Source organism: Streptomyces sp. NPDC046805, assembly GCF_040645355.1.
Lineage (GTDB): Bacteria > Actinomycetota > Actinomycetes > Streptomycetales > Streptomycetaceae > Streptomyces.
The window spans coordinates 156355-176661 of record NZ_JBEYYC010000003.1; the positions used below are offsets into that span (position 1 = coordinate 156355).

Here is a 20307-nt window from a genome sequence, read left to right on the forward strand (position 1 = left end):
TGTTTCCTGACCCTTCGCGGCGCACCGCCACGCGCCGATTCCGGGGCACCGGCATCGGCATGTACTGTTCCCGGCTCATCGCGCGAAGGCCTCACACACGGCGTCGTACTCCCGCGTCCACCACACCGCGAGGGCCGAGGCAGCCGGGAACTGTGAGTCCGCGCGGGTGTCGCGGCGCTCGTAGTGCCAGCGCAGCATCCAGAAGTCGTTGAGCCGCTCCCACCACACCCGGTGCACGGCCGCCGTGAGCTCCGAGGGCGGGGTGCCCGCCGCGCGCCGGTACGCGCGCGCGTACGCCCGTACCTTCGGCAGGTCGAGCGCTCCCGTGGGCCGTACGAAGAAGATCGCGGCGGCGCGTACGGCCTCTTCCGCGCGCGGCTGCACACCGAGCCGGTCCCAGTCGACGATCGCGGCGGGCGCATCGCCCCGGTAGAGCAGGTTGAACGGGTGGAAGTCCCCGTGCACCCAGCCCACCGAGCCGCCGCGCGGCGGCCTGCGGTGGGCGTGCTGTTCGAGGAGCGTGCGCCGCTCCAGCAGGCGGTGGCGCGCCAGTTCGTCGAAGACGTCGGGCGGGCGGTGGCGGCGTACGTGGGCGAGCAGGTCGTCGATGAGGGCGAAGGTGTCGGCGGGGTCGGCGCTCTCCACGGGGTGGGGGCTCGTCGCGGGGCGCGTGCGCCCCTTGGGCGGCATCACGTGCTCCAGGCAGGCGTGGACGGCGCCCAGCAGCGCCCCCAGCCGCGCGCACTGCCCCGGCGTGAGCTGTCCGCCGTGCCGGTGCCGGCCGTCGATCCAGGGGTGCAGGGCATAGGCGTGGCCGCCGACGACGGCGACCGTGCGGCCGTCGCGGCGCGCGAGCGGCGGGGCCACCGGGACGCCGAGGTCGGCCAGGCGCCGGGTGGCCCGGTGCCGGCGTTCGATCGCGGCGGGGTCGGCGGTGTCCGGGTCGAAGTGGTGCTTGAGGAAGTAGTGGCCGCGGGTGGTGCGCAGGTGGTAGCCGCGGTTGAGGAGGCCCTGCTCGACGGGCTCGCACGTGAGGGCGGAACCGGCGGCGTACAGGCTGAGCAGGGAGCGCAGAGGGGGCGTGTGGAGCACGACGGGCGGTAAACAGGAGCGCGGCACGCGCCAGATCGTAGGGCACGCGGAAGGCCCCGTGAGCTGGGGGTTGTCACACTACGTCGCCAGTGGTCGCTTTCGGTCACGCACCGCCCGATCGCGAACTCTGTCGCGATGTTCGTACTCTTCGACCCGTGGCCGGAATTCGCACCACCGGAATACGGTGATTTTTCAGCCCTCATGAATGAGGGCTGTCTCACACGGAACTCTTCCCGTGACCTGGGTGCCCGGGATAACGTGCCGTAGCTCCGGCCTCCTGCGAGGCTGTGACCAGGAACCTTCCGGATCGCGGCGATTTACTTGGAAATCCAAGCAAAAACCCAGGTCAGGCGGGGTTTCACAGAAATGTGGAGCACTGGGTAACGTGATTGCAGGGCGCTCGCCGGGGCACCTGTCACGCCTGTTCCCGGCCTAGTGGCACCCACCCCGTGCACGGGTGTCGGAACAGGTGAGCCGCACTGGCCACCCGGCAACCCCGGGGGCCGGACCGACGGAGGAGCACACGTGACCGTGGACAGCAGTGCCGCGCGCAAGCCGCGACGCAGCGCCGCAGGCAAGGCCGGCACCACCGGCACCAAGCGCACCACCCGCACCCCTCAGAAGAAGAACGCCGATCCCGAGCTCGTCCAGCTGCTGACGCCCGAGGGCGAGCGCGTCGAGCACCCCGAGTACGCGGAGTACGCCGAGTACGTCGCCGGGATCACCCCCGAAGACCTCCGCGGCCTGTACCGCGACATGGTGCTCACCCGGCGCTTCGACGCCGAGGCCACCGCGCTGCAGCGCCAGGGCGAGCTGGGCCTGTGGGCCTCGCTGCTGGGCCAGGAGGCCGCGCAGATCGGCTCAGGACGGGCCACGCGCGAGGACGACTACGTCTTCCCGACCTACCGCGAGCACGGCGTCGCCTGGTGCCGCGGGGTCGACCCGACCAACCTGCTCGGCATGTTCCGCGGTGTGAACAACGGCGGCTGGGACCCCAACAGCAACAACTTCCACCTCTACACGATCGTCATCGGCTCCCAGGCGCTGCACGCGACGGGCTACGCGATGGGCGTGGCCAAGGACGGCGCGGACTCGGCGGTCATCGCCTACTTCGGCGACGGCGCCTCCAGCCAGGGCGACGTGGCCGAGGCGTTCACGTTCTCCGCGGTCTACAACGCCCCCGTGGTGTTCTTCTGCCAGAACAACCAGTGGGCGATCTCCGAGCCGACCGAGAAGCAGACCCGCGTGCCGCTCTACCAGCGCGCCCAGGGCTTCGGCTTCCCCGGCGTGCGCGTGGACGGCAACGACGTGCTGGCCTGCCTCGCGGTCACCAAGTGGGCGCTGGAGCGCGCCCGCCGCGGCGAGGGCCCGACGCTGGTCGAGGCGTACACCTACCGCATGGGCGCCCACACCACCTCCGACGACCCCACCCGTTACCGCCACGACGACGAGAGGGCCGCCTGGGAGGCGAAGGACCCGATCCTGCGCCTTCGCCGGTTCCTCGAGGCCTCGAACCACGCGGACGAGGGATTCTTCGAGGAACTCGAGGCCGAGTCCGAGGCGTTGGGCAAACGAGTGCGCGAAGTGGTCCGCGCCATGCCGGACCCGGACGACTTCGCCATCTTCGAGAACGTGTACGCGGACGGGCATGCGCTCGTCGACGAGGAGCGAGCCCAGTTCGCCGCCTACCAGGCGTCGTTCGCGGACTCCGAGGGGGTCTGATCATGACAACGGAGACCGCGACCATCAAGGCTGCGACATCGAAGAACATGCCGCTGGCCAAGGCGATCAACGAGTCGCTGCGGCGCGCGCTGGAGTCGGACCCCAAGGTCCTCGTCATGGGTGAGGACGTCGGCAAGCTCGGCGGCGTCTTCCGGGTCACCGACGGCCTGCAGAAGGACTTCGGCGACAGCCGCGTCATCGACACCCCGCTCGCCGAGTCGGGCATCGTCGGCACCGCGATCGGCCTGGCCTTGCGCGGCTACCGCCCGGTGGTGGAGATCCAGTTCGACGGCTTCGTCTTCCCGGCGTACGACCAGATCGTCACCCAGCTCGCGAAGATGCACGCGCGCTCGCTGGGCAAGGTCAAGATGCCGGTCGTCATCCGCATCCCCTACGGCGGCGGCATCGGTGCGGTCGAGCACCACTCCGAGTCCCCCGAGGCCCTGTTCGCGCACGTGGCGGGCCTGAAGGTCGTCTCTCCGTCCAACGCGTCCGACGCGTACTGGATGATGCAGCAGGCCATCCAGAGCGACGACCCGGTGATCTACTTCGAGCCCAAGCGGCGCTACTGGGACAAGGGCGAGGTCAACACCGAGGCCATCCCGGACCCGCTGCACAAGGCGCGTGTGGTGCGCGAGGGCACCGACCTGACCCTCGCCGCGTACGGCCCGATGGTGAAGCTCTGCCAGGAGGTCGCCGCCGCGGCCGCCGAGGAGGGCAAGTCGCTGGAGGTCCTCGACCTGCGTTCGGTCTCGCCGCTCGACTTCGACGCCGTCCAGGCCTCGGTCGAGAAGACCGGCCGCCTGGTCGTGGTGCACGAGGCGCCGGTGTTCTTCGGCTCGGGCGCGGAGATCGCCGCCCGGATCACGGAGCGCTGCTTCTACCACCTGGAGGCCCCGGTGCTGCGCGTCGGCGGCTACCACGCGCCGTACCCGCCGGCGCGCCTGGAGGAGGAGTATCTGCCGGACCTGGACCGCGTGCTCGACGCCGTCGACCGCTCGCTGGCGTACTGAGGAGAGGTTCGTGACGACGATGACGGAAGCGTCCGTGCGCGAGTTCAAGATGCCCGACGTGGGCGAGGGACTCACCGAGGCCGAGATCCTCAAGTGGTACGTCCAGCCCGGTGACACGGTCACCGACGGCCAGGTGGTGTGCGAGGTCGAGACCGCCAAGGCGGCCGTCGAACTGCCCATCCCGTACGACGGCGTGGTCCGCGAGCTGCACTTCCCCGAGGGCACCACGGTGGACGTGGGCACGTCCATCATCGCGGTGGACGTGTCGGGCGGCGCGGCCGCGCCGGCGCCCGCCGAGGCCCAGCCGGCCGCCGAGCAGGCCGAGCCGGAGGAGCCGAAGAAGGAGGGCCGTCAGCCGGTCCTGGTCGGCTACGGCGTGTCCACGTCCGCGACCAAGCGCCGCCCGCGCAAGAGCGCCGAGGCCGCCGCCCCGGAGGCCACCCAGGCGGTCCAGAGCGAGCTGAACGGCCACGGCGCCACCGCCGCGGGCCCGCGCCCGCTGGCCAAGCCGCCGGTGCGCAAGCTGGCGAAGGACCTCGGTGTCGACCTGGCGGCGGTGACCCCGTCGGGCCCGGACGGCATCATCACGCGCGAGGACGTGCACGCGGCGGTCGCCCCGGCCGAGGCCGCCCCCGAGCCGGTGGCAGCGGCGCCCGCGACCGCCGCGGTCCCGGCCGCGCCGGTGGCGACGTACGACGCCGCACGGGAGACCCGCATCCCGGTCAAGGGCGTCCGCAAGGCGACCGCCCAGGCCATGATCGGCTCGGCGTTCACGGCGCCGCACGTCACGGAGTTCGTGACCGTGGACGTGACGCGCACGATGAAGCTCGTGGAGGAGCTCAAGCAGGACAAGGAGATGCAGGGGCTGCGGGTGAACCCGCTGCTGCTGATCGCCAAGGCCCTGCTGGTCGCCATCAAGCGCAACCCGGACATCAACGCGTCCTGGGACGAGGCGAACCAGGAGATCGTGCTCAAGCACTACGTCAACCTGGGCATCGCCGCCGCCACCCCGCGTGGCCTGATCGTCCCGAACATCAAGGACGCGCACGCCAAGACGCTGCCGCAACTCGCGGAATCGCTCGGTGAGTTGGTGGCCACGGCACGCGAGGGCAAGACGAGCCCCGCCGCGATGCAGGGCGGCACGGTCACCATCACCAACGTCGGCGTCTTCGGCGTCGACACCGGCACGCCGATCCTTCCCCCCGGCGAGTCCGCGATCCTCGCGGTCGGCGCGATCAGGCTCCAGCCGTGGGTCCACAAGGGCAAGGTGAAGCCGCGCCAGGTCACCACCCTGGCCCTGAGCTTCGACCACCGCCTGGTCGACGGCGAGCTGGGCTCCAAGGTGCTGGCCGACGTGGCGGCGATCCTGGAGCAGCCGAAGCGGCTGATCACCTGGGCGTAGGAGCCTGACGGCACAGAAATGGGGGCCCGGCCGCTTCGAGCGGCGGGCCCCCTTTCACGTCAGCGAGTGCGGGCGCGCGGAGGTCAGCCCAGCTTCGCGAAACCGTAGTTCAGGAGCTTCGTCGCGTCCGTGCTGCGCTGGGAGACGGACGTCGAGGCGAGGACGGTGCCGATGACCGTCTTGCTGTTGCGGGTCGCGGCGAAGACCAGGCAGTACTTGGCCTCGGGGCCCGAGCCGGTCTTCACGCCGATGGTGCCGCTGTAGCTGCTGAGCAGCGTGTTCGTGTTGGTCCACGGCGACATCGTGCGGGTGCTGCCGCTCGAGGTGATCGTCTTCGCCGTGTAGGACTTCGTCTTGACGATCGTGCGGAACATGGTGTTCTTCATCGCGCTGCTGGCGATCTTCGTCAGGTCGCGCGGCGTCGAGTAGTTGGTGCCGTGGCCGATGCCGTCGAACGAGTCGAAGTGCGTGTTCGGCAGCTTCAGGGCCGCGGCGGCGGAGTTCATCTTGCCGATGAACGACTTCTGGCGGGCGGAACGGGTGGTGCCCGTGCCGAACTTGTCCGCGAGGACGTAGGCGGCGTCGCAGCCGGACGGCAGCATCAGGCCGTACAGCAACTGGCGGACGGTGACCTTGTCGCCGACGATCAGGTGAGCCGTGGAGGCGTTGTTGGCGACGATGTAGTCGCTGGCGCCCTTAGGGATCGTGACCTTGGCGTCCAGGTTGAGGTTCGGCTGGGCCAGCACGACCTTGGCGGTCATGATCTTCGTGGTGGAGCCGGTGGAACGACGGGTGTCCGCTGCCTTGGTGTACAGCGACGTGCCGGTCGCGTTGTTCATGACGTAGCCGCCCGCGGCCACGATCGACGGCGAGGTGAGGGCCTGCGCGGGCGCCGCGGTGAGGGCTCCGGTCGCGAGCACCGCGCCGGACGTGGCGGCGACGGCGATGGCTCGGCGGATGCGGATGCCCTTGATGCCGGTTTTCAAGTGAGGTACCCCGAATACGTTGAATGCCTCTGGGATGCGGCCGAGTTGAGTGAAGCAAGCGAATGGGGCCGCACGTGTGAGACACACAAGGGGTGTGGAAGGTTGCAGTGAATTTCCAACTGGTTCACCGGGCGCGGGTGTGATGTGTGCTACAGGCGGGCTGCGAGGGGCAGTCGGGGCCCGGTCCGGATCGTGGACGGCTCCCCGTCATGCGTACGTGTTGTATCTATGATGTGCACATGCCTTCAGCGCCGCCCGCTCCGGCCACTCCCGTGGAGACGGCCCGTCCCCATCCCACCAAGCAGCCCCCCGCCGCCGACCGCGTCTACGACCACGTCAAACAGGGCGTCCTGAGCCGCCGTTACGAGGGCGGCACGCTCCTCACCGAGGGCGAACTGGCCGAGGCCGTCGGGGTCTCCCGCACCCCGGTGCGCGAGGCGCTGCTCCGGCTCGAGGTGGAAGGGCTGATCCGGCTCTACCCGAAGAAGGGCGCCCTGGTGCTGCCCGTCTCGGCGCAGGAGATCGCCGACGTCGTGGAGACCCGGCTGCTGGTGGAGGAGCACGCCGCGCGCAAGGCAGTACCCGCGCCGCCGGGGCTTCTCGAGCGCCTCGCGGAACTGCTCGCCCGGCAGAAGGAGCAGGCCGCCGCGGGGGACTTCGCCGCGGCCGCGGTCACCGACCGCCGCTTCCACGCCGAGATCGTGCGCAGCGGCGGCAACGAGATCCTCTCCCGCCTCTACGACCAGCTCCGCGACCGCCAGCTGCGGATGGGCGTCGCCATCATGCACTCCCACCCCGACCGGATCGCCAAGACGCTCAGCGAGCACGAGGAGATCCTCCAGGCGCTGCGCTCCGGGGACACGGAGGCGGCCGTCGCCATCGTGCACCGGCACGTGAGCTGGTTCTCCAACCTGGCGCGGGGCGAGATCCGATGAACAACACGAGCCTTCCCGGCGACCCCCCGGGCGGCCGGCGCGCCGTCGCGGTCTGGAGCACAGGCGTCGCCGTCTACTTCGTCGCCGTCATCTTCCGTACGTCCCTGGGCGTCGCCGGGCTCGACGCGGTGGAGCGCTTCCACATCAACGCCTCGGCCCTGTCGACCTTCTCGATCCTCCAGCTCCTCGTCTACGCGGGCATGCAGATACCCGTCGGCCTGCTGGTCGACCGGCTCGGCACCAAGAAGGTGCTGACCATGGGGGCCGTGCTCTTCACGGCCGGTCAGCTCGGCTTCGCCTTCTCGCCGTCGTACGGCACGGCGCTCGCCTCGCGCGCGCTGCTCGGGTGCGGGGACGCGATGACGTTCATCAGCGTGCTGCGGCTGGGCACGCGCTGGTTCCCGGCGCGGCGCGGCCCGCTGGTCGGACAGCTCGCCGGCCTGGTCGGCATGGCGGGCAACCTCATCTCCACGCTGGTGCTGGCCCGGATGCTGCACGGCGTCGGCTGGACCGCGGCGTTCGGCGGCAGCGCGCTCGCCGGAGTGCTGGTGCTCGTCCTCGTGTTCCTCTTCCTCAAGGACCACCCCGAGGGCTACGAACCGGAGCCGTTCCCGCACCAGGGCGCGGCCTACGTCCGCCGGCAGATCGCCGCCGCCTGGCGGGAGCCGGGGACACGGCTGGGCCTGTGGGTGCACTTCAGCACCCAGTTCCCGGCGATGGTGTTCCTGCTGCTGTGGGGCCTGCCGTTCCTGGTCGAGGCGCAGGGCCTCAGCCGCGCCACGGCCGGCGAACTGCTCACCCTCGTCGTGCTGTCCAACATGGTCGTCGGCCTGGTGTACGGCCAGATCGTCGCCCGGCACCACGCGGCCCGGCTCCCGCTGGCGCTCGCCACGGTCGCGACGACCGCCACCGCGTGGGCGGCGGCCCTCTTCTACCCCGGCGACCACGCACCGATGTGGCTGCTGGTGGTGCTGTGCACGGTGCTGGGCGCGTGCGGCCCCGCCTCCATGCTCGGCTTCGACTTCGCCCGCCCGGCCAACCCGCCGGAGCGGCAGGGCACGGCGTCCGGCATCACCAACATGGGTGGGTTCATCGCCTCGATGACGACCCTGTTCGCGATCGGCGTCCTGCTGGACGCCACCGGCGACAACTACACCGTCGCCTTCTCGACGGTGTTCGTCGTGGAGGCGCTGGGCGTGAGCCAGATCCTGCGGCTGCGCCGGCGCGCGGCCCGGCGGGAGCGGGAACGGCTGGTCGCCAGCCGGGTGGAGACGGTGCACGTTCCCGCGTGAACCGGCGCCGCGCGCATGCCCGGAAGCGGCTGTCGCGTCACCGGGCACGCCCTGCCCCTACGGCGTCACGGTGAAGTTCCGCAGGATCGCCGCCGTCACGTCCGGGTCGCCCTCCGCCTTCACGCGGTCCGCGACGGCCTCCGGCGCCACCCGCCCGCAGGCCAGGCGGACGTACGTCTCCCAGTCGAGGGTGAAGGAGGCCGCCGGGCCGAGGGCGGGGGCGGTCTCCAGCGTGCCGCGGCCCTGGATGTCGACGCGGATGGTGCGCAGGAACTCCACGGGCCCGTGCACGTCGAAGACGATCGCCGAACTGCGCGGAGCGTTCCCCTCCTTGGCGACGATGCGCGGCAGCGCGTCGAGCAGCATGTCCCGGACGACGTGCGCACCCGGCGAGTCGAGGTTGCCGGGCCGGCCCAGGGCTGCGCGCAGATCCTGCTCGTGCACCCACACGTCGAAGGCGCGCATACGCATCGCCTCCTCGAGCGTGAGCTCGGCGCCGAGCGAGCCGCGCACCTTGGTGCCGGGATCGCGGGACTCATTGCGCAACTGGCGGTTGCGGCGGATGACCGTGTACTCCAGCTCGGCCGTCATCTCCGGCGCCGTGTGGTGGCGGCGCACGTCGACCTGCATCTCCATGTAGCGCTGGTGGTCGTTGGTGACGTGGTAGAGGTCGCGCGGCAGCGTGTGGATGGGACGCGGGTCGCCGAGCATCTCGCAGTCGAGGCCGATGACGTGCGAGACGACGTCACGGACGGACCAGCCCGGGCAGGGGGTCCGCTGGTTCCACTCGCCCTCCGCCAGCGGCTGCACCAGTTCGGATATCGCTTCGATGGAGTGGGTCCAGGCGTCGGCGTAGGGCTGGAGGGTGGGATGCAGACTCACGGAACGGGACCCCTCGGCGGTCGAAACTCGGGCAGGTTGTGACGGTGTTGTCAGCGGGAGGCGATGGCGGTCGGCGGGCGTCTCGAAACTCCCCCACGCTCTCGACTACGCTCGAGCAAGGGAGACCCCCAAGCTACGCCGCTGTGTGTCACCCCGGCAGTGCTTTCGTGTGACGATCGTAGGCCCGTATGGGCAGTTCGAATGCCAGGACGGTGGTAGTGTGCGCGCCTCGCTGATCCAGATCGCCGTAGACGAGGGCGAATCGGTCGAATCCCGTCGGCGGCGCGTGGCGTCGCTGGTGCGGGAGCAGGCCGGTGACGCCGATCTCGTCGTGCTGCCCGAGCTGTGGACGACCGGGGCCTTCGCTTACCGGGAGTTCGCGAGCGAGGCCGAGCCCCTCGACGGTCCGACGTACGAGGCGATGGCGAAGGCGGCGAGCGACGCGGGCGTGTGGTTGCACGCGGGCTCCATCCCCGAGCGGGACCCGGACGGTCCCCTCTACAACACGTCTCTCATCTTCTCCCCCTCCGGCGATCTGGCCGCGGCCTACCGCAAGATCCACCGCTTCGGCTTCGACAAGGGCGAGGCCGTGCTGATGGGCGCGGGCCAGGACCTGGTGACGGTCCCGCTGCCCGAGACGACCCTCGGCGTGGCCACCTGCTACGACCTCCGCTTCCCTGAACTCTTCCGCTCACTCGTCGACGTCGGCGCCGAGACCCTGGTGGTCCCGGCGGGCTGGCCCGAGCGCCGCCGCGCGCACTGGACGCTCCTGGCCCAGGCGCGGGCGGTCGAGAACCAGGCGTTCGTGCTCGCGTGTGGAACGGCCGGGACGCACGCGGGAGTTCCCCAGGCGGGTCACTCGATCGTGGTCGATCCCTGGGGCGAGGTGCTGGCCGAGGCGGGCCCCGCCGAGCAGATCCTCACGGTCGACTTCGATCCGTCGAAGGTCGCCGCGACCCGGGAGCAGTTCCCGGCGCTGAAGGACCGGATGCTGGGCCTGGAGCCGCCCCGGCGGTAGCGAGGAGGGGGGCAGGCGTCAGTCCTCCTCGTGCTCCTTCTCCGCGAGATGGATCACGCACACGGCCACCGCGATCAGCAGCGCCGGATCGGCGTCGTCCCGTACGACATCGAGGCCGTACGTCTCGCGCACGTGCAGCCAGCGCCGCGAGATCACGGCCAGCAGCTCCCCGTCGTACTCGATGGCGAACTCGCGGTCGAGGATCTTGCCGCTGACGTCCAGCTCGGTGCCGTCCGCCAGGGACACCCGGTAGTGGTTGCGCAGCAGGGACAGCCGCTTGCGCCTGATGGTCGCCAGGGCTTCGCCGTCCCGCTCGATCACCATGGTGTCCCGCAGGGCGAACATCTTCTGGTGGATGTCGATCAGGACGCGCCCGCGCGTGTCCTTGAGCTCGAAGGTGTCCCGCAGCCGCATGGCCTTGCCGTCGACGAGGAAGACCTTGGTGCCGTGCTCGTCCTCGATCCAGTAGTCGTCACCGAAGCCGAGGAGCCGGTCGCGTACGAGGAATCTCATGGGGTTACCCGTTCCCCGGGGCGGGGTGGCCGTCACGCCCCGGCAAGGGCCGATATCGGGATGTCGGCGACGAGTGGCACCCTTGATCCATGAGCGACACTTCCCCGGCCCCGGCTCCCCGCCGTACCCGCGTCCGTGCCCCCGAGCTGATCGGCAAGGGCGGCTGGCTGAACACGGGTGGCAAGCAGTACACCCTTGCCGACCTGCGGGGACGCATCGTTATCGTCGATTTCTGGACGTTTTGCTGCATCAACTGCCTCCACGTCCTCGACGAGCTGCGCGAGCTGGAGGAGAAGCACCGGGACACGGTCGTCGTCATCGGCGTGCACTCGCCGAAGTTCGTGCACGAGGCCGAGCACCAGGCCGTGGTCGACGCGGTCGAGCGGTACAACGTCGAGCACCCGGTGCTGGACGACCCCGAGCTCGCGACCTGGAAGCAGTACGCCGTCCGCGCCTGGCCGACGCTCGTCGTGATCGACCCGGAGGGGTACGTCGTCGCACAGCACGCCGGTGAGGGGCATGCGCACGCCATCGAGCGGCTCGTGGAGGAGCTGGAGGCCGAGCACGAGGCGAAGGGCACGCTGCGCCGCGGCGACGGGCCGTACGTGGCGCCGGAGCCCGAGCCGACCGCCCTGCGCTTCCCGGGCAAGGCCCTCATGCTGCCCAGCGGGAACTTCCTGGTCAGCGACACCACCCGGCACCAGCTGGTCGAGCTCGCCGAGGACGGGGAGAGCGTCGTACGGCGCATCGGCTCCGGCGCGCGCGGCTTCGCCGACGGAGATGCCGAGGAGGCCTCCTTCAACGAGCCGCAGGGCCTCGCCGTCCTCGACGACTCCTCCGTGGTCGTCGCCGACACCGTGAACCACGCCCTCCGGCGGCTCGACCTCGAAACCGGTGCGGTGACCACCCTCGCGGGCACCGGCCGGCAGTGGTGGCAGGGATCCCCGACCGACGGTCCGGCCCGCGAGATCGACCTGTCCTCGCCGTGGGACGTGGCCGTCTTCGGCGGCAAGGTGTGGATCGCCATGGCCGGTGTGCACCAGCTGTGGGCGTACGACCCGGAGGCGGGCACCGTCGGTGTCGCGGCCGGTACGACCAACGAGGGGCTCGTCGACGGACCCGGCGGCGAGGCCTGGTTCGCGCAGCCGTCCGGGCTCGCGGCGAGTGCCGACCGGCTCTGGCTCGCCGACTCCGAGACCTCCGCGCTGCGCTGGGTGGACCTCGACGGTCACGTCCACACCGCCGTCGGCACGGGGCTGTTCGACTTCGGCCACCGCGACGGCGCGGCCGAACAGGCGCTGTTCCAGCACCCGTTGGGGGTGACGGCGCTCCCGGACGGCTCGGTCGCGGTCGCCGACACCTACAACCACGCCCTGCGCCGCTACGACCCCGCGACCGGCGAAGTGACCACCCTCGCCACGGACTTGCGGGAGCCCAGCGACGCCGTACTGGTCGGCGGCGACATCGTGGTCGTCGAGTCGGCCCGTCATCGTCTGACCCGGCTGCGCCTGCCGGAGGAGGCCGTACGCGTCGAGTCGGTCGCCCACCGCACCCAGCGCGCCGCGACCGAAGTCGCCCCCGGCTCCCTCCGGTTGGACGTCATCTTCCAGGCGCCGGCCGGCCAGAAGCTGGACACGCGGTACGGCCCCTCGACCCGTCTGCTGGTCTCCTCCACGCCGCCCGAGCTGCTCCTGAAGGGCGAGGGCGCCGACACGGACCTCTCCCGCACCCTGGAGCTCGACCCGGCGCTGACGGAAGGGGTCCTGCACGTGTCGGCCATGGCGGCGTCGTGCGACGACGACCCGGCCAACGAGTACCCCGCATGCCATGTCCACCAGCAGGACTGGGGTGTTCCGGTGCGGATCACGGAGGGCGGTGTGATCCGGCTGCCGCTGGTCCTCGCCGGCATGGACGACGCTCAGACGCCGTAGCCGTCGCTGTAGCCGTCACCGCCGTGGTGGTGACGGTGGTGCCGCTCGTCCTCGACCACGGTCGTGGGCGGCGGCACCACCACTCGCCTGCGCCGGGCGATGCCGCTGAAGGCGGCGACACCGATCAGCCCGACCAGCATCAGGATGACGCCCACCAGGTGGACGTTGACACCTGGCATGTGCCAGTCGGTTGCGAACGCGAGGATGGCTCCCGCGGCCATGAGAAGGATGCATCCGCCGAGCCCCATGAATTTCGCCTCCCCGTCCGGTGGTTCTGTCGGCTTCGCTGGTTCCGGTCGTGACCGGGTACCCCGGACGGTGGCGGGCATGCGGGGGACTCGGCGCGCTCAGCCCTCCAGGAACGCCGTCAGGGCGTTCGCCAGCAGATAGGGGTCGTCCGCGCCGCACAGCTCACGCGCGCTGTGCATCGACAGGATCGCGACACCGATGTCTACGGTCCTGATGCCGTGCCGGGCCGCCGTGATGGGGCCGATCGTCGTGCCGCACGGCATGGAGTTGTTGGAGACGAAGGACTGGAAGGGGACGTCGGCCCTCTCGCAGGCGGCGGCGAAGACCGCGCGGCCCGAACCGTCCGTCGCGTAGCGGTTGTTGACGTTGACCTTCAGGATCGGACCGCCGTTGACGCGCGGGTGGTGTGTCGGGTCGTGCCGCTCGGCGTAGTTGGGGTGGACGGCGTGGCCCGTGTCGGAGGACAGGCAGACGGTGCCAGCGAAGGCCCTCGCCCGGTCCTCGTACGACCCGCCCCGCGCGAACACCGAGCGCTCCATGACCGAGCCGAGCAGCGGACCGTCCGCGCCGGTGTCCGACTGGGAGCCGTTCTCCTCGTGGTCGAAGGCGGCGAGGACCGGAATGTACGGCAGCGCGGTGCCGGAGGTCGCGACCGCCGCGAGGGCCGCCGTGCCCGCGTGCACCGACAGCAGGTTGTCCATGCGCGGGCCCGCGACCAGTTCGCGGTCCCGGCCGAGGTAGGCCGGTGCCTCCACCGAGTGCGCCATCAGGTCCCAGCCGGCGACCTCGCCCGCCGGGAGCCCGCACTCCTCCTCCAGGAACGCGATCAGGTCGCCGTCGCGCACGTCGTCACCCAGGCCCCAGACCGGCTGCATGTGCCGCTGCTTGTCGAGCTTGAGGCCGTCCGCGGTCACCGACCGGTCGAGGTGGATGGCGAGCTGCGGAATCCGGAGCAGGGGCCGGTCGATGTTCACCAGGCGGGTCGAGCCTCCCCCAGTGCCGAAAGCCTGGGAGGTGCCCCCACGCAGGGTCAGGCGGCCCGCGAGGCCGAGGTCGCGGTCGAGCCAGGAGTTGAGCAGCGGTCCGCCGTAGATCTCCACGGCGACCTGGCGCCAGCCGTGCGCCCCGCTGTCCGGCAGCGGCTTGACCCGCAGGTTGGGGGAGTCGGTGTGCGCGCCGACGATCCGGAACGGGGTGTGCGGCGCGGCGCCCTCCGGGACGTACCAGGCCACGATCGCGCCGCCGCGCAGGACGTACTTGCCGCCGCTGGTCCCGTCCCAGGCGTCCGTCTCCGCGACCTGCCGGAAGCCGGCCTTCTCCAGCCGTTCGGCGGCGTTCGCCACGGCGTGGTACGGGGTCGGGCTGGCCGCGAGGAAGGACATCAGGTCGTCGGTGTGCCCGCGGTCGAAGCGGGAGGGTGCGCTCATGGGTTTCACCTTAACGACGTACGCGGGCCCGCTCCCCCTGCCGGGAAGCGGGCCCGCGTACACATCGCTCGGGCCGAGCGGGACGCCTGCTAGAAGGCGGCCTCGTCGATCTCCATCAGGTCCAGGTCGACGTTCTCCGAGAGCTTGCGGGCCAGGGTGACGCCGGGCAGGACGTTGGCCGCGAAGAACTTCGCCGCCGCTATCTTGCCGGTGTAGAACGCCTTGTCCTTGGTGGAGGCCGTCGGGAGCTTCTCGGCGGCCACGGCGGCACCCTTGAGCAGCAGGTAGCCGACGATCACGTCACCGGAGGCCAGCAGCAGGCCGGTGGTGTTGAGGCCCACCTTGTAGATGTTCTTGACGTCCTGCTCGGTGGCCGCGAGGTCGGTCAGCATCAGGCCGACGATCGCCTCCAGCTCCACGGCCGCCTTGGCCAGGTGCTCGCGGGCGCCCGCCAGCTCCTCGCCGCCGGTGCCGAGCGCCAGGAACTTCTTGATGTCCTCGGCGAGGGAGTTCAGCGCGGCGCCCTGGTTGCGGACGATCTTCCGGAAGAAGTAGTCCTGGCCCTGGATCGCCGTGGTGCCCTCGTAGAGGGTGTCGATCTTGGCGTCGCGGATGTACTGCTCGATCGGGTACTCCTGCAGGAAGCCGGAGCCGCCGAAGGTCTGCAGCGACTGGGCGAGCTGCTCGTAGCCCTTCTCGGAGCCGTAGCCCTTGACGATCGGCAGGAGCAGGTCGTTCAGCGCGTGCTCGGTGGAGGAGTCCTCGCCGTTCGCCTCCTTGACCGCGATCGCGTCCTGGACCGAGGCGGTGTAGAGGACGAGGGAGCGCATGCCCTCCGCGTACGCCTTCTGCGTCATCAGCGAGCGGCGCACGTCGGGGTGGTGCGTGATGGTGACCTTGGGCGCGGCCTTGTCCATGAACTGCGCGAGGTCCGGACCCTGGACGCGCTCCTTGGCGTACTCAAGCGCGTTGAGGTAGCCGGTCGACAGGGTCGAGATCGCCTTCGTGCCGACCATCATGCGGGCGAACTCGATGATGCGGAACATCTGGCGGATGCCCTCGTGCTTGTCACCGATCAGCCAGCCCTTGGCCGGGTGGCGGTCGCCGAAGGTCATCTCGCAGGTGTTGGAGGCCTTGAGGCCCATCTTGTGCTCGACGTTGGTGGCGTAGACGCCGTTGCGCTCGCCCAGCTCGCCGGTCTCGAAGTCGAAGAGGTACTTCGGGACGAGGAAGAGGGACAGGCCCTTGGTGCCCGGACCGGCACCCTCGGGACGCGCCAGCACATAGTGGAGGATGTTCTCCTCCATGTCGTGCTCACCGGACGTGATGAAGCGCTTGACGCCCTCGATGTGCCAGGAGCCGTCCTCCTGCTGGACGGCCTTGGTGCGGCCGGCGCCGACGTCCGAACCCGCGTCGGGCTCGGTGAGCACCATGGTGGAGCCCCAGGTCTTCTCGACCGCGATCTGGGCGATCTTCTTCTGCTCCTCGGTGCCCTCGTCGAAGAGGATGCGGGCGAACGCCGGGCCGGAGGAGTACATCCACACGGCCGGGTTCGAGCCGAGGACCAGCTCCGCGTACGCCCAGATCAGCGACGGGGGAGCCGTCGTACCGCCGATCTCCTCGGGCATGCCCAGGCGCCAGTACTCCGAGTCCATGAAGGCCTTGTAGCTCTTCTTGAAGGATTCGGGGATCGGCGCGGTGTTCGTCTCGGGGTCGAAGACGGGCGGGTTGCGGTCGGCGTCCGCGAAGGACTCGGCCAGCTCGTTCTCCGCCAGACGCTTCAGCTCTTCGAGGACGCTCTTGGCGGTGTCCACGTCCATGTCGGCGAACGGGCCGGTGCCGTACAGCGTGTCGCGCCCGAGCACTTCGAAGAGGTTGAACTCGATGTCGCGGAGGTTGGACTTGTAGTGCCCCATGGTGACGGCTCCGTTTAGGACTCGGCGAGGCACTGACTCCTCGCAACTGGTTCACGTACCAACAAGTAGCTATTGGGATGATGCTACCCGTCGGTAATAAGACGCAACCCCGGGCCCGCAAGTGTGAGCGGGCTCTACTCGGGCGGGGTGCGGGCGGCCTCCGGACACGGGTGATTCGGGTGGTGCGGGCGGCCTCTGTATACGGGCGCCGGCGGGCGGCCCGGTCTCGGTACGCTTGCGCGCATGTACGGCTACGACCAGAGCGCTCAGCAGCAGTACGCCTCGCAGCAGCAGCCGGCCGGCGGTCCCGGTGGGTACGGCCAGCAGTCGCCGCTCTACCCGGAGCCGTCCGCGCCGTCGCTCGCGGACGCGGTGCGCGCCTTCACCACCGGCCAGGTGACGCCCGAGGACTTCCAGCAGGTGTTCGCCACGTCCAAGGTCTACTGCCCCCGCGGTGACAACCCGGGCTTCCTCGCCCTGCACAACACCCAGCAGCCGGTGATCCCGATGTTCACCTCGCTCAAGGAGCTGCGCCGGTACGCGGGCAAGGAGTCCAAGTACTTCGTGATCACCGGCGCCGAGGTGATCGACCTGCTGCCGACCGGGTACGGCTTCGTCCTCGACATGGAGGGCGAGCACCGCATGGTCTTCGACGCCAAGGCGGTCGAGCAGATGGTCGAGTTCGCGATGCGCCGGATGTACGGCGGCTGACCGGTTCCCTCCGGCCACCGGGCCCCCTACGGTGTCCGCGTGGCCCCGACCGACACCTCGCCGTTGGTCCTGCACGGCCGGCTGCGTTCCGTTGCCCGGCTGCGTTCCGGCGAGCTGCTGCTGGACGCGGCGGGAGTGCGCCGCCGGATACCGGTGGCGGCGATCGAGCGGGCGGAGGCGGGCGGCGCCAAGGGGCGTGAGCTGACCGTCGTGCTGACGGCGGTGGGCTCGGACCCGGTGACGTACACCCTCGTCTCCCGCAGCGCACCGGCCGTGCGCGAGTTCGCCGAGGCCGTGCGCCGGGCGCTGCCCGTACGGGACGCCGGCGAGGCGCGGCGCGACGGGGCGGGTCTGGTGTCGGAGGAGCCGCTGGAGCGGCCGACGCCGAAGCCGGACCGGAAAGGCCGGCTGCGGCGGACCGCATGGATCGGCTGTCTGCTGATGGCCTGCGTGCTGCTGGTCGGCGTGGGCGTGAATCCTCTCCTGTACTGGCTGTTCAGTCTCCCGGTGGGATTCGCCGGGTTCTTGGCCGCGCGGGGCGGCTGGGAGTTCCTGCGCGACACCTGGGTGCTGCGCACCCGGGGGATCACGGTGGAAGGGCGGTTGACGTCGTCGTTTCCGTCCACTGGCCAAAACGGGACCGTGATGCAGCACGTCTACACCTACGTCGACGCGCGGGGCGAGACACGTGAGCGCACCGGCTCGGAGGGCGGCGCGGAACGGGTCGAGATCGTGTACGACCCCGAGGGCCCGGACGAGGTCAACAAGGTGGGCCGTGGCACCACGGTGCAGCTCATCGGGAGCCTGGTGTTCTTCCTGCTCGGAGTGGCGGTACTGGGGGTCGCGGCGGTGGTGGCCTGGGGAGCCGTGGCGCCCCTGTTCCGATGACGGTCCGTGCGTGACGGCGGCCCGTGGGCCCGGAGGGAATTCCCTCCGGGCTCTTTCTGTTACGGGTGGCAGAAAGTTCAACAGTCAACTAAACTCGGTCCACAAGGAGGTACCGACCATGCCTGCAGTGACTGTCGAGAACCCGCTGACCCTGCCCCGCGTGGCCGCGTCGGCCGACGCCGTGGCGCGCCCCGTGCTCACCGTGACGACCGCCCCGAGCGGTTTCGAGGGCGAGGGCTTTCCGGTGCGCCGGGCGTTCGCCGGGATCAACTACCGCTACCTCGACCCGTTCATCATGATGGACCAGATGGGTGAGGTGGAGTACGCCCCGGGCGAGCCCAAGGGCACCCCCTGGCACCCGCACCGTGGCTTCGAGACCGTCACCTACATCATCGACGGGACCTTCGACCACCAGGACAGCAACGGCGGCGGTGGCACCATCACCAACGGTGACACCCAGTGGATGACCGCCGGTTCGGGCCTGCTGCACATCGAGGCCCCGCCGGAGTCCCTGGTGATGTCCGGCGGCCTCTTCCACGGCCTGCAGCTGTGGGTGAACCTGCCGGCCAAGGACAAGATGATGGCCCCGCGCTATCAGGACATCCGCGGCGGCAACGTGCAGCTGCTGACCACCCCCGACGGCGGCGCGCTCCTGCGGGTCATCGCCGGTGAGCTGGACGGCCACGCCGGTCCCGGCATCACGCACACGCCGATCACGATGATCCACGCGACGCTGGCGCCGGGCGCGGAGCTCACCCTGCCCTGGCGCGAGGACTTCAACGGCCTCGCGTACGTCCTGGCGGGCCGCGGCTCCGTCGGCACCGAGCGCCGCCCGATCCACCTGGGCCAGACCGCCGTCTTCGGCAACGGCTCCTCGTTGACCGTCCGCGCGGACGAGAAGCAGGACTCCCACACGCCGGACATGGAGGTCGTCCTGCTCGGCGGACGCCCCATCCGCGAGCCCATGGCCCACTACGGCCCCTTCGTGATGAACACCCGCGAGGAGCTCCAGCAGGCCTTCGAGGACTTCCAGAAGGGCCGGCTCGGCAGCATCCCCGCGGTGCACGGGATGACCGAGGGCGGCCCGGCGGCCTGACCCGGGCCCTGAAGACGTGGGGTGGCGGCAGGTCGACGACGACACCACCGCCACCCCACACACACGGCAGTCGGAGCCCGGCGCTCGGTGCTCGGCTGCCGTATCTGACGTCGCGTCACCCGGGCGGGCTTCCGCGCAGGACAGCCCGCCCCGCCTGTGATCCGCTGGACGGGTGCAGCTGCTCCCCGACCCCGTCCGCCGGCTCGCCGCCTGGTGCGTGGTGATCCTGCTCGTCGCCGGGGTCGTGTACGTCGGGGTCCGGCTGTGCGTGGAGTTGCGTACGGCGGTGATCCCCGTGCTGCTCGCCCTCCTCGGGACGGCGCTGCTCGGGCCCCTGCACCGGCGGCTGGTCCAGGCCGGGGTGAACCGGTCGCTGGCCGCCGGGCTCACCTGTGTCGCGGTCGTCGCCGTGGTCGGCGGGGCCGTCTACATCGTCGTCGCCGCGCTGATCGACACCGGGGACCAGATCCTCTCCTCGCTGCGGCAGGCCGCGAAGTCGGTCGCCGAGCGCTTCGGGGCGGCCGGTACCTCGCTCGACGACCTCGCGACCCATTCCAAGGATCTGCTCGGCAAGTTCGGCGGGACCGCCGCCTCCAACGTCATCTCCGGGGTGAGCGTGGTCGGCGAGGGCATCGCCATGGCCGTACTGGCGCTGCTGCTCGTCTTCTTCTTCCTGCGCGACTCCGACGGCGCCGCGCAGGCGCTCAGATCCGTCGCGCCGCCCGGTACCGCCGACACCGTGGAGGCCATGGGACGGCGGGCCTTCGCGGCCGTCGAGGGGTTCATGCGCGGGACCACCCTCATCGCGCTCATCGACGCCATCTGCATCACCATCGGCCTGCTCATCCTGCGGGTGCCCGGCGCGGTCGGCCTCGGCGCGCTCGTCTTCGTCGCCGCCTACATCCCCTACCTCGGCGCCTTCCTCTCCGGTTCGGTGTCCGTGCTGGTCGCGCTGGCCGACCGGGGCTTCGTGATCGCGCTGTGGGTGCTCGGGGTGGTGATCGCCGTGCAGTTGCTGGAGGGGCATGTGCTCCAGCCGATGATCCAGAGCCGGACGGTGCAGATGCACCCGGCGGTCGTGATGCTGGCGATCACCGCGGGGGCGTCGGTCGCCGGCATCGTGGGCATGCTGCTCTCGGTCCCGCTGACGGCGGCCGCCTTCGGGATCGCGCACGAGCTGAGGGCCCGGTACGCGGCCCGGTGACCGCCGCCGTACGTACCACGGCGTTAATGG

Annotated in this window: 18 protein-coding genes; 11 read left to right on the top strand and 7 right to left on the bottom strand. The window is 70.6% G+C overall.

All coding sequences use genetic code 11. From position 1 onward, the window contains the following. Positions 1–75: 75 nt before the first annotated feature. A complete protein-coding gene (locus tag ABZ910_RS05235) occupies positions 76–1092 on the bottom strand; it encodes a phosphotransferase (protein ID WP_361359957.1) in 1017 nt (338 codons plus the stop codon). Between the two features lie 525 nt (positions 1093–1617). On the opposite strand from ABZ910_RS05235, the gene pdhA reads away from it, so the two are divergent. Genes pdhA through ABZ910_RS05250 form a run of 3 tightly spaced genes read left to right on the top strand, consistent with a single transcriptional unit; the run spans position 1618 to position 5229 of the window. Beyond that, positions 1618–2814: a pyruvate dehydrogenase (acetyl-transferring) E1 component subunit alpha gene (pdhA, locus tag ABZ910_RS05240; RefSeq protein WP_361359487.1), complete on the top strand. Its 1197-nt coding sequence runs from the start codon at positions 1618–1620 to the stop codon at positions 2812–2814. A gap of 2 nt (positions 2815–2816) precedes the next feature. Continuing rightward, entirely contained in the window at positions 2817–3827 is a 1011-nt protein-coding gene (locus ABZ910_RS05245; RefSeq protein WP_361359489.1) for an alpha-ketoacid dehydrogenase subunit beta, read from the top strand. Between the two features lie 10 nt (positions 3828–3837). After that, entirely contained in the window at positions 3838–5229 is a 1392-nt protein-coding gene (locus ABZ910_RS05250) for a dihydrolipoamide acetyltransferase family protein (protein WP_361359492.1), read from the top strand. Positions 5230–5312: 83 nt separating this feature from the next. Here ABZ910_RS05250 and ABZ910_RS05255 read toward each other — a convergent pair whose 3' ends face one another. Continuing rightward, positions 5313–6215: a D-alanyl-D-alanine carboxypeptidase gene (locus tag ABZ910_RS05255; protein ID WP_361359495.1), complete on the bottom strand. Its 903-nt coding sequence runs from the start codon at positions 6213–6215 to the stop codon at positions 5313–5315. Positions 6216–6454: 239 nt separating this feature from the next. On the opposite strand from ABZ910_RS05255, the gene ABZ910_RS05260 reads away from it, so the two are divergent. Next, positions 6455–7150: a GntR family transcriptional regulator gene (locus tag ABZ910_RS05260; RefSeq protein WP_361359498.1), complete on the top strand. Its 696-nt coding sequence runs from the start codon at positions 6455–6457 to the stop codon at positions 7148–7150. Then, positions 7147–8442: an MFS transporter gene (locus tag ABZ910_RS05265; protein WP_361359501.1), complete on the top strand. Its 1296-nt coding sequence runs from the start codon at positions 7147–7149 to the stop codon at positions 8440–8442. Before ABZ910_RS05260 ends, ABZ910_RS05265 begins: the two co-directional genes overlap by 4 nt. Before the next feature lie 57 nt (positions 8443–8499). Here the strand turns inward: ABZ910_RS05265 and ABZ910_RS05270 are convergent, their stop codons facing one another. Beyond that, a complete protein-coding gene (locus ABZ910_RS05270) occupies positions 8500–9324 on the bottom strand; it encodes a maleylpyruvate isomerase family mycothiol-dependent enzyme (RefSeq protein ID WP_361359504.1) in 825 nt (274 codons plus the stop codon). Between the two features lie 220 nt (positions 9325–9544). On the opposite strand from ABZ910_RS05270, the gene ABZ910_RS05275 reads away from it, so the two are divergent. Then, the gene (locus ABZ910_RS05275; protein WP_361359506.1) at positions 9545–10342 is read left to right on the top strand and encodes a carbon-nitrogen family hydrolase; all 798 of its coding nucleotides are present in this window, start codon (positions 9545–9547) and stop codon (positions 10340–10342) included. Between the two features lie 18 nt (positions 10343–10360). Here ABZ910_RS05275 and ABZ910_RS05280 read toward each other — a convergent pair whose 3' ends face one another. Continuing rightward, the gene (locus ABZ910_RS05280; protein WP_361359509.1) at positions 10361–10855 is read right to left on the bottom strand and encodes an LURP-one-related family protein; all 495 of its coding nucleotides are present in this window, start codon (positions 10853–10855) and stop codon (positions 10361–10363) included. A gap of 89 nt (positions 10856–10944) precedes the next feature. Here ABZ910_RS05280 and ABZ910_RS05285 point away from each other — a divergent pair, with 89 nt between their 5' ends. After that, positions 10945–12786: a thioredoxin-like domain-containing protein gene (locus ABZ910_RS05285; protein ID WP_361359512.1), complete on the top strand. Its 1842-nt coding sequence runs from the start codon at positions 10945–10947 to the stop codon at positions 12784–12786. On the opposite strand, the gene ABZ910_RS05290 is transcribed toward ABZ910_RS05285, so the two are convergent. The 3 genes from ABZ910_RS05290 to ABZ910_RS05300 all read right to left on the bottom strand — a co-directional run bounded on the left by ABZ910_RS05290 (position 12774) and on the right by ABZ910_RS05300 (position 16378). Next, positions 12774–13034 (bottom strand): DUF6458 family protein, encoded by a 261-nt coding sequence (locus ABZ910_RS05290; protein ID WP_361359515.1) that lies wholly within the window; start codon positions 13032–13034, stop codon positions 12774–12776. The genes ABZ910_RS05285 and ABZ910_RS05290 overlap by 13 nt on opposite strands. Positions 13035–13133: 99 nt before the next feature. Next, positions 13134–14462: a M18 family aminopeptidase gene (locus tag ABZ910_RS05295; protein WP_361359518.1), complete on the bottom strand. Its 1329-nt coding sequence runs from the start codon at positions 14460–14462 to the stop codon at positions 13134–13136. An 89-nt stretch (positions 14463–14551) separates the two neighbouring features. Next, complete coding sequence (locus tag ABZ910_RS05300) at positions 14552–16378, bottom strand: acyl-CoA dehydrogenase (protein ID WP_361359520.1); 1827 nt, start codon at positions 16376–16378, stop codon at positions 14552–14554. 243 nt (positions 16379–16621) lie between these two features. Between ABZ910_RS05300 and ABZ910_RS05305 the strand changes: the two genes are divergently transcribed. The 4 genes from ABZ910_RS05305 (at position 16622) to ABZ910_RS05320 (ending at position 20277) form a co-directional block, all read left to right on the top strand. Next, the gene (locus tag ABZ910_RS05305; protein ID WP_361359523.1) at positions 16622–17089 is read left to right on the top strand and encodes an SseB family protein; all 468 of its coding nucleotides are present in this window, start codon (positions 16622–16624) and stop codon (positions 17087–17089) included. A 39-nt stretch (positions 17090–17128) separates the two neighbouring features. Beyond that, positions 17129–17977, top strand: coding sequence for a hypothetical protein (locus tag ABZ910_RS05310; protein ID WP_361359527.1), 849 nt, complete (start codon positions 17129–17131; stop codon positions 17975–17977). 118 nt (positions 17978–18095) lie between these two features. Further along, positions 18096–19073, top strand: coding sequence for a pirin family protein (locus ABZ910_RS05315; protein ID WP_361359530.1), 978 nt, complete (start codon positions 18096–18098; stop codon positions 19071–19073). 172 nt (positions 19074–19245) lie between these two features. Next, positions 19246–20277: an AI-2E family transporter gene (locus tag ABZ910_RS05320; RefSeq protein ID WP_361359533.1), complete on the top strand. Its 1032-nt coding sequence runs from the start codon at positions 19246–19248 to the stop codon at positions 20275–20277. The last annotated feature ends 30 nt before the right edge of the window (positions 20278–20307 follow it).

What these genes read in the sequence shown, in the direction of transcription:
- ABZ910_RS05245 (WP_361359489.1), top strand. Translation starts at nt 2,817, where the DNA reads ATGACAACGGAGACCGCGACCATCAAGGCTGCGACATCGAAGAACATG.
- ABZ910_RS05295 (WP_361359518.1), bottom strand. Translation starts at nt 14,462, where the DNA reads ATGAGCGCACCCTCCCGCTTCGACCGCGGGCACACCGACGACCTGATG.
- ABZ910_RS05285 (WP_361359512.1), top strand. Translation starts at nt 10,945, where the DNA reads ATGAGCGACACTTCCCCGGCCCCGGCTCCCCGCCGTACCCGCGTCCGT.
- ABZ910_RS05315 (WP_361359530.1), top strand. Translation starts at nt 18,096, where the DNA reads ATGCCTGCAGTGACTGTCGAGAACCCGCTGACCCTGCCCCGCGTGGCC.
- ABZ910_RS05290 (WP_361359515.1), bottom strand. Translation starts at nt 13,034, where the DNA reads ATGGGGCTCGGCGGATGCATCCTTCTCATGGCCGCGGGAGCCATCCTC.
- ABZ910_RS05305 (WP_361359523.1), top strand. Translation starts at nt 16,622, where the DNA reads ATGTACGGCTACGACCAGAGCGCTCAGCAGCAGTACGCCTCGCAGCAG.
- ABZ910_RS05280 (WP_361359509.1), bottom strand. Translation starts at nt 10,855, where the DNA reads ATGAGATTCCTCGTACGCGACCGGCTCCTCGGCTTCGGTGACGACTAC.
- ABZ910_RS05260 (WP_361359498.1), top strand. Translation starts at nt 6,455, where the DNA reads ATGCCTTCAGCGCCGCCCGCTCCGGCCACTCCCGTGGAGACGGCCCGT.
- ABZ910_RS05300 (WP_361359520.1), bottom strand. Translation starts at nt 16,378, where the DNA reads ATGGGGCACTACAAGTCCAACCTCCGCGACATCGAGTTCAACCTCTTC.
- ABZ910_RS05265 (WP_361359501.1), top strand. Translation starts at nt 7,147, where the DNA reads ATGAACAACACGAGCCTTCCCGGCGACCCCCCGGGCGGCCGGCGCGCC.